The 13,466-nt window shown below is 63.0% G+C and carries 13 protein-coding genes; 7 read left to right on the forward strand and 6 right to left on the reverse strand.

Features of this window, described 5'->3' with window-relative positions:
* Positions 1–28: 28 nt before the first annotated feature.
* Complete coding sequence (locus VF769_RS14620) at positions 29–1,474, reverse strand: NAD-dependent succinate-semialdehyde dehydrogenase (RefSeq protein WP_331009161.1); 1,446 nt, start codon at positions 1,472–1,474, stop codon at positions 29–31.
* Positions 1,475–1,604: 130 nt separating this feature from the next.
* Here VF769_RS14620 and VF769_RS14625 point away from each other — a divergent pair, with 130 nt between their 5' ends.
* Positions 1,605–2,450 (forward strand): universal stress protein, encoded by an 846-nt coding sequence (locus VF769_RS14625; RefSeq protein WP_331009162.1) that lies wholly within the window; start codon positions 1,605–1,607, stop codon positions 2,448–2,450.
* Between the two features lie 112 nt (positions 2,451–2,562).
* Entirely contained in the window at positions 2,563–5,157 is a 2,595-nt protein-coding gene (gene clpB, locus VF769_RS14630) for an ATP-dependent chaperone ClpB (protein ID WP_331009163.1), read from the forward strand.
* 63 nt (positions 5,158–5,220) lie between these two features.
* Here the strand turns inward: clpB and VF769_RS14635 are convergent, their stop codons facing one another.
* A complete protein-coding gene (locus VF769_RS14635; RefSeq protein WP_331009164.1) occupies positions 5,221–5,445 on the reverse strand; it encodes a hypothetical protein in 225 nt (74 codons plus the stop codon).
* Between the two features lie 131 nt (positions 5,446–5,576).
* Here VF769_RS14635 and VF769_RS14640 point away from each other — a divergent pair, with 131 nt between their 5' ends.
* The gene (locus VF769_RS14640; RefSeq protein WP_331009165.1) at positions 5,577–6,293 is read left to right on the forward strand and encodes a phosphatase PAP2 family protein; all 717 of its coding nucleotides are present in this window, start codon (positions 5,577–5,579) and stop codon (positions 6,291–6,293) included.
* On the opposite strand, the gene VF769_RS14645 is transcribed toward VF769_RS14640, so the two are convergent.
* Entirely contained in the window at positions 6,290–8,224 is a 1,935-nt protein-coding gene (locus VF769_RS14645; RefSeq protein WP_331009166.1) for a methyl-accepting chemotaxis protein, read from the reverse strand. The two genes, VF769_RS14640 and VF769_RS14645, sit on opposite strands and share 4 nt — an antisense overlap.
* 210 nt (positions 8,225–8,434) lie before the next feature.
* Between VF769_RS14645 and VF769_RS14650 the strand changes: the two genes are divergently transcribed.
* Together VF769_RS14650 and VF769_RS14655 are read left to right on the forward strand one after the other, a co-directional pair.
* Positions 8,435–9,361, forward strand: coding sequence for a pirin family protein (locus VF769_RS14650; RefSeq protein ID WP_331009167.1), 927 nt, complete (start codon positions 8,435–8,437; stop codon positions 9,359–9,361).
* 65 nt (positions 9,362–9,426) lie between these two features.
* Positions 9,427–10,212, forward strand: coding sequence for a MerR family transcriptional regulator (locus tag VF769_RS14655; protein WP_331009168.1), 786 nt, complete (start codon positions 9,427–9,429; stop codon positions 10,210–10,212).
* A gap of 42 nt (positions 10,213–10,254) precedes the next feature.
* Here the strand turns inward: VF769_RS14655 and mscL are convergent, their stop codons facing one another.
* Positions 10,255–10,689 carry a large-conductance mechanosensitive channel protein MscL gene (gene mscL, locus VF769_RS14660; RefSeq protein WP_331009169.1) on the reverse strand — a complete coding sequence of 145 codons (435 nt, stop codon included), beginning with the start codon at positions 10,687–10,689 and terminating at the stop codon, positions 10,255–10,257.
* A gap of 129 nt (positions 10,690–10,818) precedes the next feature.
* Between mscL and VF769_RS14665 the strand changes: the two genes are divergently transcribed.
* A complete protein-coding gene (locus VF769_RS14665) occupies positions 10,819–11,853 on the forward strand; it encodes a hypothetical protein (RefSeq protein ID WP_331009170.1) in 1,035 nt (344 codons plus the stop codon).
* Here VF769_RS14665 and VF769_RS14670 read toward each other — a convergent pair.
* Complete coding sequence (locus tag VF769_RS14670) at positions 11,850–12,428, reverse strand: TetR/AcrR family transcriptional regulator (RefSeq protein WP_331009171.1); 579 nt, start codon at positions 12,426–12,428, stop codon at positions 11,850–11,852. The two genes, VF769_RS14665 and VF769_RS14670, sit on opposite strands and share 4 nt — an antisense overlap.
* Positions 12,429–12,457: 29 nt before the next feature.
* On the opposite strand from VF769_RS14670, the gene VF769_RS14675 reads away from it, so the two are divergent.
* Positions 12,458–13,060: a hypothetical protein gene (locus tag VF769_RS14675; protein WP_331009172.1), complete on the forward strand. Its 603-nt coding sequence runs from the start codon at positions 12,458–12,460 to the stop codon at positions 13,058–13,060.
* A gap of 3 nt (positions 13,061–13,063) precedes the next feature.
* Here VF769_RS14675 and VF769_RS14680 read toward each other — a convergent pair whose 3' ends face one another.
* Positions 13,064–13,354, reverse strand: coding sequence for an integration host factor subunit beta (locus tag VF769_RS14680; protein WP_331009173.1), 291 nt, complete (start codon positions 13,352–13,354; stop codon positions 13,064–13,066).
* Positions 13,355–13,466 lie beyond the last annotated feature (112 nt).

Below are 13,466 nucleotides of genomic sequence, written 5' to 3' on the forward strand. Positions count from 1 at the left end.
GGATGACGGAGCTTCATATGTTTTATGCTCAGCTGAACCCGCCGAAGTTCACGAACTTCGTCTCCATATATTCCTCCAGGCCTTCGACGCCGCCTTCGCGGCCAAGCCCGCTTTCTTTGACGCCGCCGAACGGGATGACTTCGTTGGAGAAGATGCCGTCATTGATCGAGACCATGCCGGCCTCGATGCGTTCGGCGACACGCCAGGCGCGGTTGACGTCCTTGGTGAAGAAATAGGCGGCCAAGCCAAACGGCGTGTCGTTGGCGATGGCGACGGCCTCGTCTTCGTCCTTGAAGCGGATCAGCGGCGCGACCGGGCCAAAGATTTCTTCCGTGTTCACGCGCATCTCGCGCGTCACGTTAGCGAGCACGGTCGGCGTATAGAATTGGGCGCCGGCCGAATGTTTTTTGCCGCCCGTGAGCGCGACGGCGCCGGAGGCGAGCGCTTCGCCAACCATTTGCTCAACTTTCTCGATCGCCTTTTGATCGATTAACGGCCCGATTTCGACGCCGTCGGAATCGCCGGGGCCGACTTTCAGTTTGGCGACCGCTTCGGTCATCTTCTTCGAGAACGCATCGTAGATCGTGTCTTCGACCAAGATGCGGTTGGCGCAGACGCAGGTTTGGCCGGCGTTGCGGAATTTCGAAGCGATCGCGCCTTTGACGGCGAGGTCGAGATCGGCGTCGGCAAAGACGAGCAGGGGCGCGTTGCCGCCAAGTTCGAGTGAAACCTTTTTTACGGTCGAGGCGACGCACGCCGCGCCAAGCTTCTTGCCGATTTCGGTCGAGCCGGTGAACGAGAATTTCCGCACCAGCGGGCTTTCGCAAAGCACTTTGCCGACATCGGCGGTGTGGTCATGCGTGGTGACGACATTGAACACGCCGGCCGGGATGCCGGCCTTCTCCGCCAGCTCCGCCAGCGCCAAAGCCGTCAGCGGCGTTTGCGACGGCGGCTTCACCACGAAGGTGCAACCGGCGGCGAGTGCGGGTGCCGCTTTGCGCGTGATCATCGCCAGGGGGAAATTCCACGGCGTGATCGCCGCGCTCACGCCAATTGGTTGGCGAATGGTCACATAGCGGCGCGTCGGCGTGGTGGAGGGGATGGTGCGCCCGTAGGCGCGCTTGGCCTCTTCGCCGAACCATTCAACGAACGCGGCGCCGTAGGCAGCTTCGCCCTTGGCTTCGGCAATCGGCTTGCCGCCCTCAAGCGAGATCAACCGCCCCAATCGATCGAGGTCGGCGGTCATCAGATCAAACCATGCACGTAGGACCGTCGCGCGCTCCTTGGCCGATTTTGCCGCCCAGGCCGGAAAGGCCCGATGCGCGGCCGCGACGGCTTCTTCCGTCTCCGCCGCGCCAAGATCGGGCACGTGCGCAATCACCGCCTGGGTGGCGGGGTTGAACACCTCGAACCTTTTGACGCCGGCGCGCCATTGGCCGTCGATATAGGCGTCCGAACGGAACGTGAGGCTCATTCTGATGTTCCTTGAATCCGAGCGTGAGATTGCGCAGCCTCAACGCCGCCGCAAGCCCCGTGGCTCACCATACACGGGAATTGTGGCGCGACACGCGCGCACGGCGTATGAACGAGGTACGGAGAGCACCATGAGCTGGAAAGATATTCTCGTCATCGTCTCCGAGGCCGAAGCGGACGAGCCGGCGCTGGCGCTGGCCGAAGCGCTCGCGCAGCAATGTTCGGATTGTCATCTTGCGGCAGCCTTCCTCACCCCTTTGCCGGACGAGCCGCTGGCTTATGAGCCCACCGTGGTTGCCGGCGTGTGGGCCGAGCTGTTGAGCCGTGCCCGCAAGGAGGCCGACGTCGAGCGTAAGAAGGTCGAAGCGCGGCTGAAGCAAGCGGAGAAGGCCTGTGAGCTGCGCAACGCCGAGGCGCTATCGCGTGATCTGGGGCGTGTCGCAGCGGTGCACGCCCGTTATGCCGATGTCGCGGTCCTGACGCGGCCGAGTGAAGGTGCGGGCGTCGAACTGCGCGAAGAAATCATTGAAGGCGTCTTGTTTCATTCGGGCCGTCCGGCGCTGATCGCGCCGCCTGGTTGGAAGGGCAAGAGCATCGGCAAACGCGTCGTGGTGGCTTGGGACGCCAGCCGCGAAGCCACCCGCGCCCTTTCCGAAGCGCAGTCGATTCTGGAAAAGGCCGAACAGATCACGGTCGTGACTGTGGACGCCAAACCGAAAATGTTCGGCCATGGCGACCAGCCGGGCGCGAACATCGCGGCGCACCTGTCGCGCAGGGGTCTGCCGGCCGAGGTTCGCAACGTGGATTCAATGGGCCGCGCCGCATCGCTCGCGATCCTGGAAGAGGCGCAAGCGTTGGACGCTGATCTGGTCGTCATGGGCGGCTACGCCCACTCGCGGCTGCGCGAATTGGTGTTCGGCGGCGCCACGCGCGAATTGCTCCGCACAGCGACCATTCCGCTGTTGATGGCGCACTAAAAATCCGGCCCGGCGGCCCTTGTGTGCCATTCGGGCCACACCTACGTCTGAGGCACAACAGCGTGTTGATCGTGCTTCGGGCGATCGACATGGGACGCCTTAGGGGTCGGATATGGATATGGAAAAGCTCACCGAGCGTGCGCGTGGATTCGTGCAAGCGGCGCAGACAATCGCGATCCGCGAACAGAACCAGCAGCTCGAAACGCAACATCTTCTGAAAGCGCTGCTCGATGACCGCGAAGGTCTCGCAGCCAGCTTGCTCACAAGCGCTGGCGCGAATGCGCGTCAGGCGGCCGACGAGGCCGATAAGGCCGTACAATCTCTCCCGAAAGTGCAGGGCGGCGGCGACCGCATGTATGCGGCAACCTCGTTCACGCGTGCGCTGGATGCAGCGGAGCAGGCGGCGACCAAGGCGGGTGACTCGTATGTCACGGCTGAGCGTTTGCTTTTCGGCCTAGCGATCGCTGACGGCAGGGCGTCGGAAATTCTGAAGAAGGCCGGCCTCACCCCGCAGAGGCTTGAGGCCGCGATTGCGGAACTGCGCAAGGGCCGCACCGCGCAATCCTCATCGGCTGAAGATCAGTACGATGCGCTGAAGAAATACGCGCGCGATCTCACCGAGGACGCCAAGAAGGGCAAGCTCGATCCAGTCATCGGCCGCGACGAGGAAATTCGCCGCACCATCCAAGTCCTGAGCCGCCGCACCAAGAACAACCCGGTACTGATCGGCGAACCGGGCGTCGGCAAGACGGCCATCGCCGAAGGCTTGGCGCTGCGCATCATCAACGGCGACGTGCCGGAGAGCTTGAAGCACAAGAAGCTGCTCGCGCTCGACATGGGTTCGCTGATCGCCGGGGCGAAATTCCGCGGCGAGTTTGAAGAGCGCTTGAAGGCGGTGCTGAATGAAGTCACTGCGGCCGAGGGCGGCATCATCCTGTTCATTGACGAGATGCATACGCTGGTCGGGGCCGGCAAAGCGGATGGCGCGATGGATGCGTCCAACCTGCTGAAGCCAGCCTTGGCGCGCGGGGAGCTGCATTGCGTCGGCGCCACCACGCTCGATGAGTATCGCAAGCACGTGGAAAAGGACGCGGCGTTGGCGCGGCGTTTTCAGCCTGTGTTTGTGGAAGAGCCAAGCGTCGAGGATTCGATCTCCATTCTGCGCGGCCTGAAGGATCGTTACGAACAGCACCATGGCGTGCGCATCTCGGATGCCGCGATTGTGGCGTCCGCGCAGCTGTCACACCGCTACATCACCGATCGCTTCCTGCCGGATAAGGCCATCGATTTGATGGACGAAGCGGCGTCGCGCTTGCGCATGCAGGTCGATTCGAAGCCGGAAGATCTGGATGAGCTTGATCGTCGCGCGCTGCAGCTCAAGATCGAGTTGGAAGCGCTGAAGAAGGAGAAGGACGCCGGCTCAAAGGATCGCGTCACGAAGCTCGAAGCCGAGATCGCGCAGATCGATACGCGTTCAGCGGAGCTGACGGCGCGTTGGTCGGCGGAGAAGCAGAAGCTCCAAGTCACCTCCAAGTCGAAGGAGGAGCTGGAGAAGCTGCAGACCGAGTATGAGCAAGCGGTGCGCAGCGGCAATCTCGCGCGCGCGTCCGAGCTGAAATATGGCCGCATCCCGCAACTCGAAAAGCAAATCGCTGACGCTGAGAAGGCGGGCGGCGACGGCGGCGGCCTGGTGAAAGAGGTCGTGGACGCCGAAGCGATCGCGGCTGTGGTCTCCCGCTGGACCGGCGTGCCGGTCGAGAAAATGCTCGAAGGCGAGAAGGCGAAGCTGCTCGCGATGGAAGATCAGCTGCGCAAGCGGGTGATCGGCCAGGAGCCGGCGTTGCGCGCCGTGGCGGACGCCGTGCGGCGTGCGCGCGCGGGTCTGCAAGATCCGAACCGGCCGATCGGCTCGTTCATGTTCTTGGGCCCAACGGGCGTCGGCAAAACCGAGCTCACCAAAGCGCTGGCCGAATTCCTATTCGATGACGAAAGCGCGCTAACGCGCGTCGATATGTCGGAATACATGGAGAAGCATTCGGTCGCGCGTTTGATCGGCGCGCCTCCGGGATACGTCGGCTATGAAGAGGGTGGCGCGCTGACGGAAGCCGTGCGTCGTCGGCCGTATCAGGTTGTGCTGTTCGATGAGATCGAAAAGGCGCACCCGGACGTGTTCAACGTCCTGCTGCAAGTGCTGGACGATGGCCGCCTCACCGACGGCCAAGGCCGCACCGTCGATTTCAAGAACGTCATCCTGATCATGACGTCGAACGCCGGGGCGCAATTCCTGGCTGAACAGCCGGACGGCGCCGATGTAGAAGACGTGCGCGATTCCGTGATGGGTGAAGTGCGTGCGCGCTTCCGTCCGGAATTCTTGAACCGGATCGATGAGATTATCCTGTTCAAGCGCCTGGAGCGGACGCAGATGGGCGCTATCGTCGATGTGCAGTTGAAGCGGCTGGAAAAGCTGCTCACGGCGCGTAGCATGACGATCGAACTCGATCCGCGTGCGAAGGGCGAGTTGGCCAAGCGTGGGTACGATCCGGCTTGGGGCGCGCGCCCCCTGAAGCGCGTAATCCAGAAGGACATCCAAGACCCGCTCGCGCGTCTGATCCTCGAAGGCCGCATCAAGGACGGCGACCGCATCGCGGTGACGTTCGACGGGAACGATTTCCTGTTTAATGGCGCCAGCGAAAAGGTCGCTGCCTAACGCGCGAAAACAAAACGGGCGGAGCCGAGAAGCTCCGCCCGTTCTTTTTCGCCATAACGAGATTTAGTTCGTCGCCGGATTGTCGTCCGTCGCGTGCTCTACTTCAGTCGCGGCATCGTTGACCGCGCCCTCAACCGCTTCGCCGGCTTCGTTGGCGGCTTCGCCTACAGCGTCTGCCGCTTCAGTGGCGGCTTGCTCTGCGTCGGCGCCAGCTTGTTCGGTTTCTGCTTGGCTGCACGCCGCCAAACCGAGCGCCGCTGCTGCGGCGATGGCGAGAAGAATTCTCATTGATTAAGTCCTCCACCAGGGCCGCTTGAGTTGCGGCCCACGGAACCTAGCGTCTGAGGCTCGTGGATCAACCCAATATATTTCACGCGATTCACGGAACTTTTTCGCACGTTGTGCGCTGACATCCCCCGATGGAACTTTCGCGCATTCGCTTTGATCGCCGCGTGTTGCAGGAAATGTTGCAGCGCGATATCGCGCCGCTCGCTGCGTTCGCTGGCGCTACGTTGTTGATTTTCTTGTTTGCGGAAATCGCCGACGAAGTGATGGAAGGTGAGACGCGCGCACTCGACGAGCGTGTGTTGCTCGCTTTGCGCACAAGCGATTCAGCTGATCCGATCGGTCCCGCGTGGTTGGAACAATCTGTCGCTGACATCACGGCGCTCGGCGGCTTTGCTGTGCTCACGCTCGTGACGCTGCTGGCGGGTGGTTATCTTGCAGTGCAGCGTAAATGGGGCGGCGCGCTGATGCTGCTGGTTGCTACGATTGGCGGCACGGCGATCAGTGAGGGCCTGAAGTTGGGCTTCAATCGCCCACGTCCCGATCTTGTCGCGCATGTGGTGGAAACCACGAGCATGAGTTTTCCGAGCGGACACGCGATGCTGTCGGCGGTGACCTATCTGACACTTGGGGCGCTGCTGGCGCGCACACAGGAGAAGCGGCGCTTGCGCGGCTATATTCTAGGCGCTGCGATCTTGGTGACGCTGCTGATCGGCTTGAGCCGAATCTATCTGGGGGTGCACTGGCCGACGGATGTGCTGGCCGGTTGGTGCTTGGGCGCGGCCTGGGCGATGCTCTGTTGGAGCATCGCCACTTGGCTTTCGCGTCGGACGGAGACGTCCGCTTCTTAGAACTCTTCCCAATCGGCTGACGGGGCGAGTGCGTTGTTACCGGAGACAGCCGGTGCGCGTGCCGGGGCGGGCGCCGCCGGCTTCACAGCGGCAGGGCGTGCGGCGGCGGGCTTCGCAGCCGGCTTGGACGCGCTGGGCTTCTTGTACGTTTCGACCAACGGCTCGTCGCCGATGTTGAACTTGGCCACGAGGTTGGCGAGTTCGCGCGCCTCGTGCGCCAGCGCGTGGCTGGCCGCCGTGCTTTCTTCGACCATCGCCGCATTTTGTTGCGTGCCTTGGTCCATCTGGTTCACGGCGGTGTTTACCTGACTCAAGCCCACTGCTTGCTCTTCGGCGGAGGAAGCGATCTCGCGAACGAGTTCGTTGATCTCGGCGACGCGGCCGATGATGCGCTGAAGCGATTCACCGGTATCGCCGACGAGCTTGGCGCCGCTTTCGACTTGCTCGGTGCTCTTCGAGATGAGGCCTTTGATCTCCTTGGCCGCATCCGCCGAGCGCTGCGCCAGCGCGCGCACTTCGGAGGCGACGACCGCGAAGCCGCGGCCCGCATCGCCCGCCCGCGCGGCTTCGACGCCGGCGTTCAGCGCAAGCAGATTGGTCTGGAAGGCGATTTCGTCGATCACGCCGATAATTTGCGCGATCTGTTGCGAGCTTTGCTCGATCGCCTGCATTGCGGCGATCGCGCCCTTCATCACTTCGCCGCCTTGTTCGGCGTCGGTGCGGGCGTTGGCGGCCGCGCTGTGCGCTTGACGCGAGCCGTCGGCGGCGCGCTTCACGGTGGCGGTGATTTCATCAAGGGCGGCGGCGGTTTCTTCCAACGACGCGGCTTGTTGCTCCGTGCGCTTGGAGAGATCGTCGGCGGCGCCGCTCATCTCGCCAGCGCCCGAACGGATGCCCAGCGACGCCGCGCTGATGACCTTCATCGTCTCCATGAGTTGGCTCATGGCGTCGTTGAAATCGTCTTGCAGCTTCTTGTACTCGCCCGGGAAGTCGCGGGTGATGCGATAGGTGAGGTTGCCGCTGGAGAGCTGCGTCAGGCCGTCGGCCAAGCCGCTGACGACAATGGCTTGCTCGGCGGCGGCCTTCTTCTGCGCTTCTTCGTTGCGGGCGCGTTCGGCCTCGGCGGCGGCGCGCTGCGCGGCCGCTTCACCTTCCATGCGGATCTTTTCGATCGCGGCGTCCTTAAAGCCTTGGACGGCGGCGGCCATGTCGCCGATTTCGTCTTTGCGACCCACGCCAGGGATATCGACATTGTTGTCGCCGGACGCGAGCTTGCCCATCGTGACAGTCATCAACGAAACTGGCGTGGCGATGGAGCGCGACAGTAGCCAACCCATCGCGAAGGCTATGATGACGGTCAGCGCGCCGCCGACCAGGAGGACCATCTTTTCGGTTTCAACGGCCGCTTCCTGTTCTTCGCCGCGAGCTATCAGCATTTCTTCCTGAGTGCCAACGATCTCCTGCACCAGCGTGCGCATGTCGCCCAGGCGCGCGCTGGCGATGATGTCCGCGCCCTGCGCGCGGGTGGCGGGGTCTGGCACCAATGCCGCGCCTTGATCGAAGGTGGCGCGGAATTCGGCGACCATGCCGATAAGCCGCTCGGCGCGCTCGCGCTGTTCAGGGTTCAGCGTCGCGTCGCGGAAGGCTGTGATACGTTCGTCGAAGACCTGCGCGTAATTGGCGGCCTCTTCGACGCGCGACGTGTTGCCGTCCATGGCGTAGCCGCGCATGACTGATTGTTGCTCGACCAATTGCGTGTACGCGCCTTGCACCATCAAAGTACGCTCGTTGACCGCATCGACCTGCGCGATCTTGGCTTCGAGGTCGTTCAGACCGAAGAACACGAAGCTGCTGGCGGCGACGGATGTGATGATCAAGAGCGCGAAAGCGATGATCAGCTTTCGCGAGATTTTCAGATTATCGAGCGACACGGCATTGCCCCCAAAGCGTGATGCGGCGGAAATTGCCGCGCGTTCGGGGGCCAGAAATGCGGTATGCGATTTAACTAGGTCATAATGCGGCTGCGAAGATTTCGCGAATTGCAGTCGCGGCAAGGTCTGAGAAATCCTGCTTAATCAAGCACAAACAGAACACGTTGCATTTGCGTTGCCCTCTATGTCGAACGGACTAGAGTGCGATCCATGAGCATACGACCTGGCGACGATATCGATCCTGCAAGCGGCGACGTGAGCGCCTGCTCTTTTCTGGAAACGGTCATCGTGCCGCGCGCGAAAGACCTTGGCGGCTTCGAAGTGCGGCGTGCGCTACCGGCCATCGAGCGACGCATGATCGGCCCGTTCGTGTTTCTGGATCAGATGGGGCCGGCGGAATTTGAGGCAGGCAAGGGCGTGGACGTGCGCCCGCACCCGCACATCAATCTGGCCACCGTCACCTACCTTTACGCGGGAGAGATTTATCATCGCGACACGCTGGGCTCGGCGCAGGCGATCCGGCCCGGCGATTTGAATTGGATGAGCGCCGGTCGCGGCATCGCGCACTCGGAGCGCACGGCGCCTGACGTGCGCGCGGGGGCGCATCCGCTGTTTGGCCTCCAGGCCTGGGTGGCGCTGCCCGCCGACAAGGAGGAGAGCGAGCCGACCTTCGCGCATTATGGCAAGGCCGAGCTGCCAACCATCGAAGGCGAGGGCAAGAACGTCCGCATCATCGCCGGCGCGCTCTATGGCCAGCGCTCGCCAGCAGCGGTGCTTTCGGATTTGTTTTACGCCGACGTGCAGCTCGCCGCCGGCGCCACGCTGCCCCTCGATCCGGAATACGAGGAGCGCGGGCTTTATGTCAGCGAAGGCGAGATCGAGATCGCCGGCGATCGCTTCGAGTCCGGCCGCCTTTTGGTGTTCAAACCCGGCGACCGCATCACCATCAAAGCCAACAGTCCGTCGCGCTTCATGCTGCTCGGCGGCGCCTCGCTCGATGGACCGCGCCATATGTGGTGGAATTTCGTCTCGTCCCGGAAGGATCGGATCGAGCAGGCCAAGGAAGATTGGAGGGCCGGCAAATTCGGGACCGTGCCCGGTGACGACAAGGAATTTATCCCGCTGCCCGATCACTGAAAAAGTCGCTTGAGCCGTCCCTTGGGGCTGGCCTGATCTCTCTCGCCGTTCGAGAAAGGACGGCGATGAAGCCTAACGTATTCGAAGAGACGGCGGCGGCGGTGGCTAAGCGCTTCGGCGTGAGTGTGAAAGCCCTGCGCGTCTATGAGGGGGCGGGGCTACTGAAGCCGGCGCGCACGATGGCCGGGTGGCGGATCTATCGCCAGCCCGAGATCGAGCGGCTCTCCGCGATCCTGGCGCTCAAGCAATTGGGTCTGCCGCTCAAGCGCATCGGCGAGCTGATGCGCGGCAGCGGCGATCTCGCGGCGGCGCTGGCGCTGCAGGAAGCAGCGTTGGTGGATGCGAAGGCCGAGGCTGAGCAGGCGTTGGCGCTGGTGCGCGCGGCGCGGGCGAAGCTGGCCGACAAGCGCAGCCTTTCTCCGGACGAATTGGCAAATCTCGTCAGGAGTACATCAGTGTCTGAGTTCAAGTGGAACGACAAAATGGAGGCGTTGGCGCAAAAGCACTACACGCCCGAGCAATTGGCGGAACTTCGCGGGCGCGGCTTCACGCCGGAGGATCAGCAACGCGTTGGCGCGGCGTGGGCGCAAATCTACGCCGACATTGACGCGCTGGGGCCCAATCCGAATCCGGCATCAGACCCTGCGCTGGAGATCGGCCGCCGCGCGCAAACCTTGATCCAGGAATTCACGCGCGGCGATCCCGCGTTGTTCAAGGCGGCCGGCGCCGTGAATCGCGATGCGATGGCTGATCCCGAATTGGCGAAGCAAATGCCGACAACGCCGGCGCATTGGCAATTCATGCAGCGTGTGTTCGAGGAAATGAAGCTCCGCGACGCCGGCGCGATCTAACGGGCGAGGACGGCGCTTGCCCAAACAAGCGCCGTCAGCCGTCTATTTCTTCAAGAGATCGCGGATTTCCGTGAGCAGCTTGATGTCAGCGGGCGTTTCCGCGACAGGCGCGGGCTTGGCCTCTTCCTTGCGCTTCATCGCGTTCATGCCCTTGATCACCATGAACAGCACCCACGCCACGATTATGAACTTGATCGTGGCGTTGATGAACTTGCCATAATTGATTGCGACTTCGGGGCTTGCCGCGACGAAGCCTTCCGCGCCCTCGGCGCCGATCGCTGGCGTCGCAGCTTTCAAGACGAGTTTCAGCGTCGAGAAGTCGATGCCCGCCAACAGAAGTCCGATCGGCGGCATGACAATGTCGTCGACGAGCGACGAGACGATGGTGCCAAACGCGGCGCCGATGATCACGCCGACGGCGAGATCGACAACGTTGCCCTTGAGCGCGAACTCGCGAAATTCTTTGAACACCGACATAAGCCAACTCCGCCTTGTTCCCTTGGATGGCATGGCAGGCTTCGCCGCGATTTTCCAGTCTCGCAAAAGTTGACAGGGGCGCGTCCCATTCGGAGATTAGCGTCGGGACGATGTGCAAGGGGGCAATCAATGAACTTCGCGACGCTGTGGCGTGTGGTGTGGCCCGAGCGCGGGCCGCTGTTTGTCGTGGTCGGGGGCATCGTCTCGCTCGCCGGAGATTTCGCGAGCTTTCTTGGAAATATTGCTTCACCGCAGATTCTGGTGTGGCCTGCCGTGGGGCTGGCGGGCCTGCTCTCATGGTTTTGCTTGGGGCAGGTGAGCAAAGTTCCCGCGGGCGCCGAGGCGGCTGTGCAGGAGGAGGCGATCCAATGCCGCGAGTGCGACGCCTTCCGCGTCATGCTGTTCGCGAGCATTGGCGTCATATTGCTGTTGTTGGCCGGGCAAGGCACGACCGCGACCGAACGCATTGGCACGCAGCTCGGCTTGATCCAGCAGGACGTCACCGCGATTCGTGAGGATACGACAGCCATTCGCGACGTGACGTCATCGGCGGAATTGGTGCGCAATCCGCGCTCAGCGGCGGATTTCTTCCGCAACGCCTGGATCTACAACATGGTGCGCCGCGACAACGCGGCGGCCTGGGAATCGATCCAGGAGCTTTATCGCCGGCACAATCCCAACAAGCTCGACGCGGCGGAGCTCTATTTCAACACGGGCCGCATGAGTCTGACGCGCGACCAACTCATGGCGCAGATGATCGACGTCGGCCGTTCTCGACGCGACGCGGCCATGCTGGTGATCGCGGCGCGCAACATGGATTCAAATGACGACGCCTTCGCCCTGTACGAGGAGGCGCGCGCCATCGATCCGGACATGCCCTTCGCTTATTGGGACGTCGCGCGCGTGCAGCTGATGCAGATCACCAGCGGCGCCACCTCGCGCGACAACCTAGCCGCCGCGCAGGCCGCTGTGGCCGGCCACGAGCGCTTCCTTGAAGTGGCGTCGCGCAAGCCCGTGGCGAGCTATTTCTACCTGCCGCAGCACCAAGCCGATTTCGAGACTCTGGCGCGCAGTCAGTTGGAATCATTCCAGAGTAACGCGCAGACCTGGGAGCGGATCGTCCAGCAGCAGGATGAGCTGCAGGCCCGTCAGCGCGCGCGCTAGACCTTCGCGAGCAGGCCTTGCGCTAGCCTTTTGTAGGCGGCGCGGGCCTGTTTGCTGGCGCTGGCGGGATCGTCGGACGTCGCGATCTGCAGCGCGCCCTGCGTGAACGCGCCAAACAGCAGGTGCGCCAGCATTGGTATCATGCGCTTGGGGATGAGTCCCTCATCGGCCAGGTGGCCCAATGCGTGCTCGCCCAAGCCTATGCGCAGCTTTTCCTGCATCTTGGTCCATTCGACATGGCCGAGCACGGACGGCCCATCCATCAGCAGCAGACGCCGCGCGTCGTCGCTCTCGTAAGCATCGAATAGGATGTCGCCCCCGGTGACGATCTCGTCATTCACATGCGCGACATGGCCCATCGTCTCCTTGGTGACGTGCGCCATGATGTCGTCCAGCACGCTTTCGCAGGCGGCGCGGAAGAGGTCGGTTTTGTCGGAAAATTGATAATAGACCGCACCCTTCGTGAGCCCGGCCGCGGCGGCGATTTCATCCACCGAGACATCGGCGAAACCGCGCGTGCTGAAGAGCTTGCGCGCGGCGGCGACCAGGCGTTCGCGGTTTCCGGTTGACGTCATACTCGGAGTATGATTGTCATACTCAAGGTATGACAAGAGCCCGAGCTGTCTCTACGCCCGCAATCATCAGCCTCGCGGCATTGGCGGCGTTGGGCGCGGCCGCTTACGGCTACGCCGAATTCGGCGGCTGGAACGCGGAGGGCGCGGGGGCGGCGGCGCGCTACACCGCGCGGTTCTCATTTCCGATTTTCGTCGCGGCGTGGAGCGCATCAGCGTTGGCGACGCTCTGGCCCGGGGGCTGGCGCAGCGTGATGCTGCGCCGGCGCCGCGCAATTGGGTTGAGCTTCGCCGCCGCGCATTTCGTGCATTTGGCGGCGCTATCGATCGCGGTGTTGATGTTTGCGGCGCAGCCGAGCGCGAAGACGATCTATGGCGGCGGCTTCACTTATGTGCTGATCGCGGCGATGGCGCTGACCTCAAACAATTGGTCGGTGCGCGCGCTCGCCCCGGGCAATTGGAAAATGCTGCATACGTTCGGTGGTCTGGCCATCGCGATCGTGTTTACCGTGTCCTATCTCGGCCGGCTTGAGACAAAGCCATGGCTTGCCGTTCCCGCCCTGGCGCTCCTGGGCGGCGCGGCATTGCTGAAATTGCTGGCCTGGATGAAGCAGCGCGTGCTGCGGGCAGCGTGACGCTTACGGTTCCTCGCCGCCGTTGACTTTGAGGCGCAGTTCTTTGCCGGGCTTGAAGAAAGGCACTTTCTTCGCCGCCACTTTCACCGCCGCGCCCGTACGGGGGTTGCGGCCAGTGCGAGCGTCGCGCTTGCGCACGGAGAAGGCGCCGAAGCCGCGCAACTCGACGCGGCCGTCCTGGGCGAGAGCGGTGGAGATTTCATCGAGCACCACGTCCACGGCGTGCTCGATTTCAGTCGCCTTCAGGGGCGCCATTTCTTCCTGCAGCTTGGCGACGAGTTCCGAACGCAGCATGGGTGAGGGTTCCCCTGTTTCCATCCCGTCCCGATAGAGCCGTGCCGGGAGGCCGGCGTCAACCGCCCATCGACTTGAAACTTTGAAAGAAAAGGCCCGACGCGGGGGTCCG

Source organism: Vitreimonas sp. (genome assembly GCF_036392335.1).
Lineage (GTDB): Bacteria > Pseudomonadota > Alphaproteobacteria > Caulobacterales > Aquidulcibacteraceae > Vitreimonas.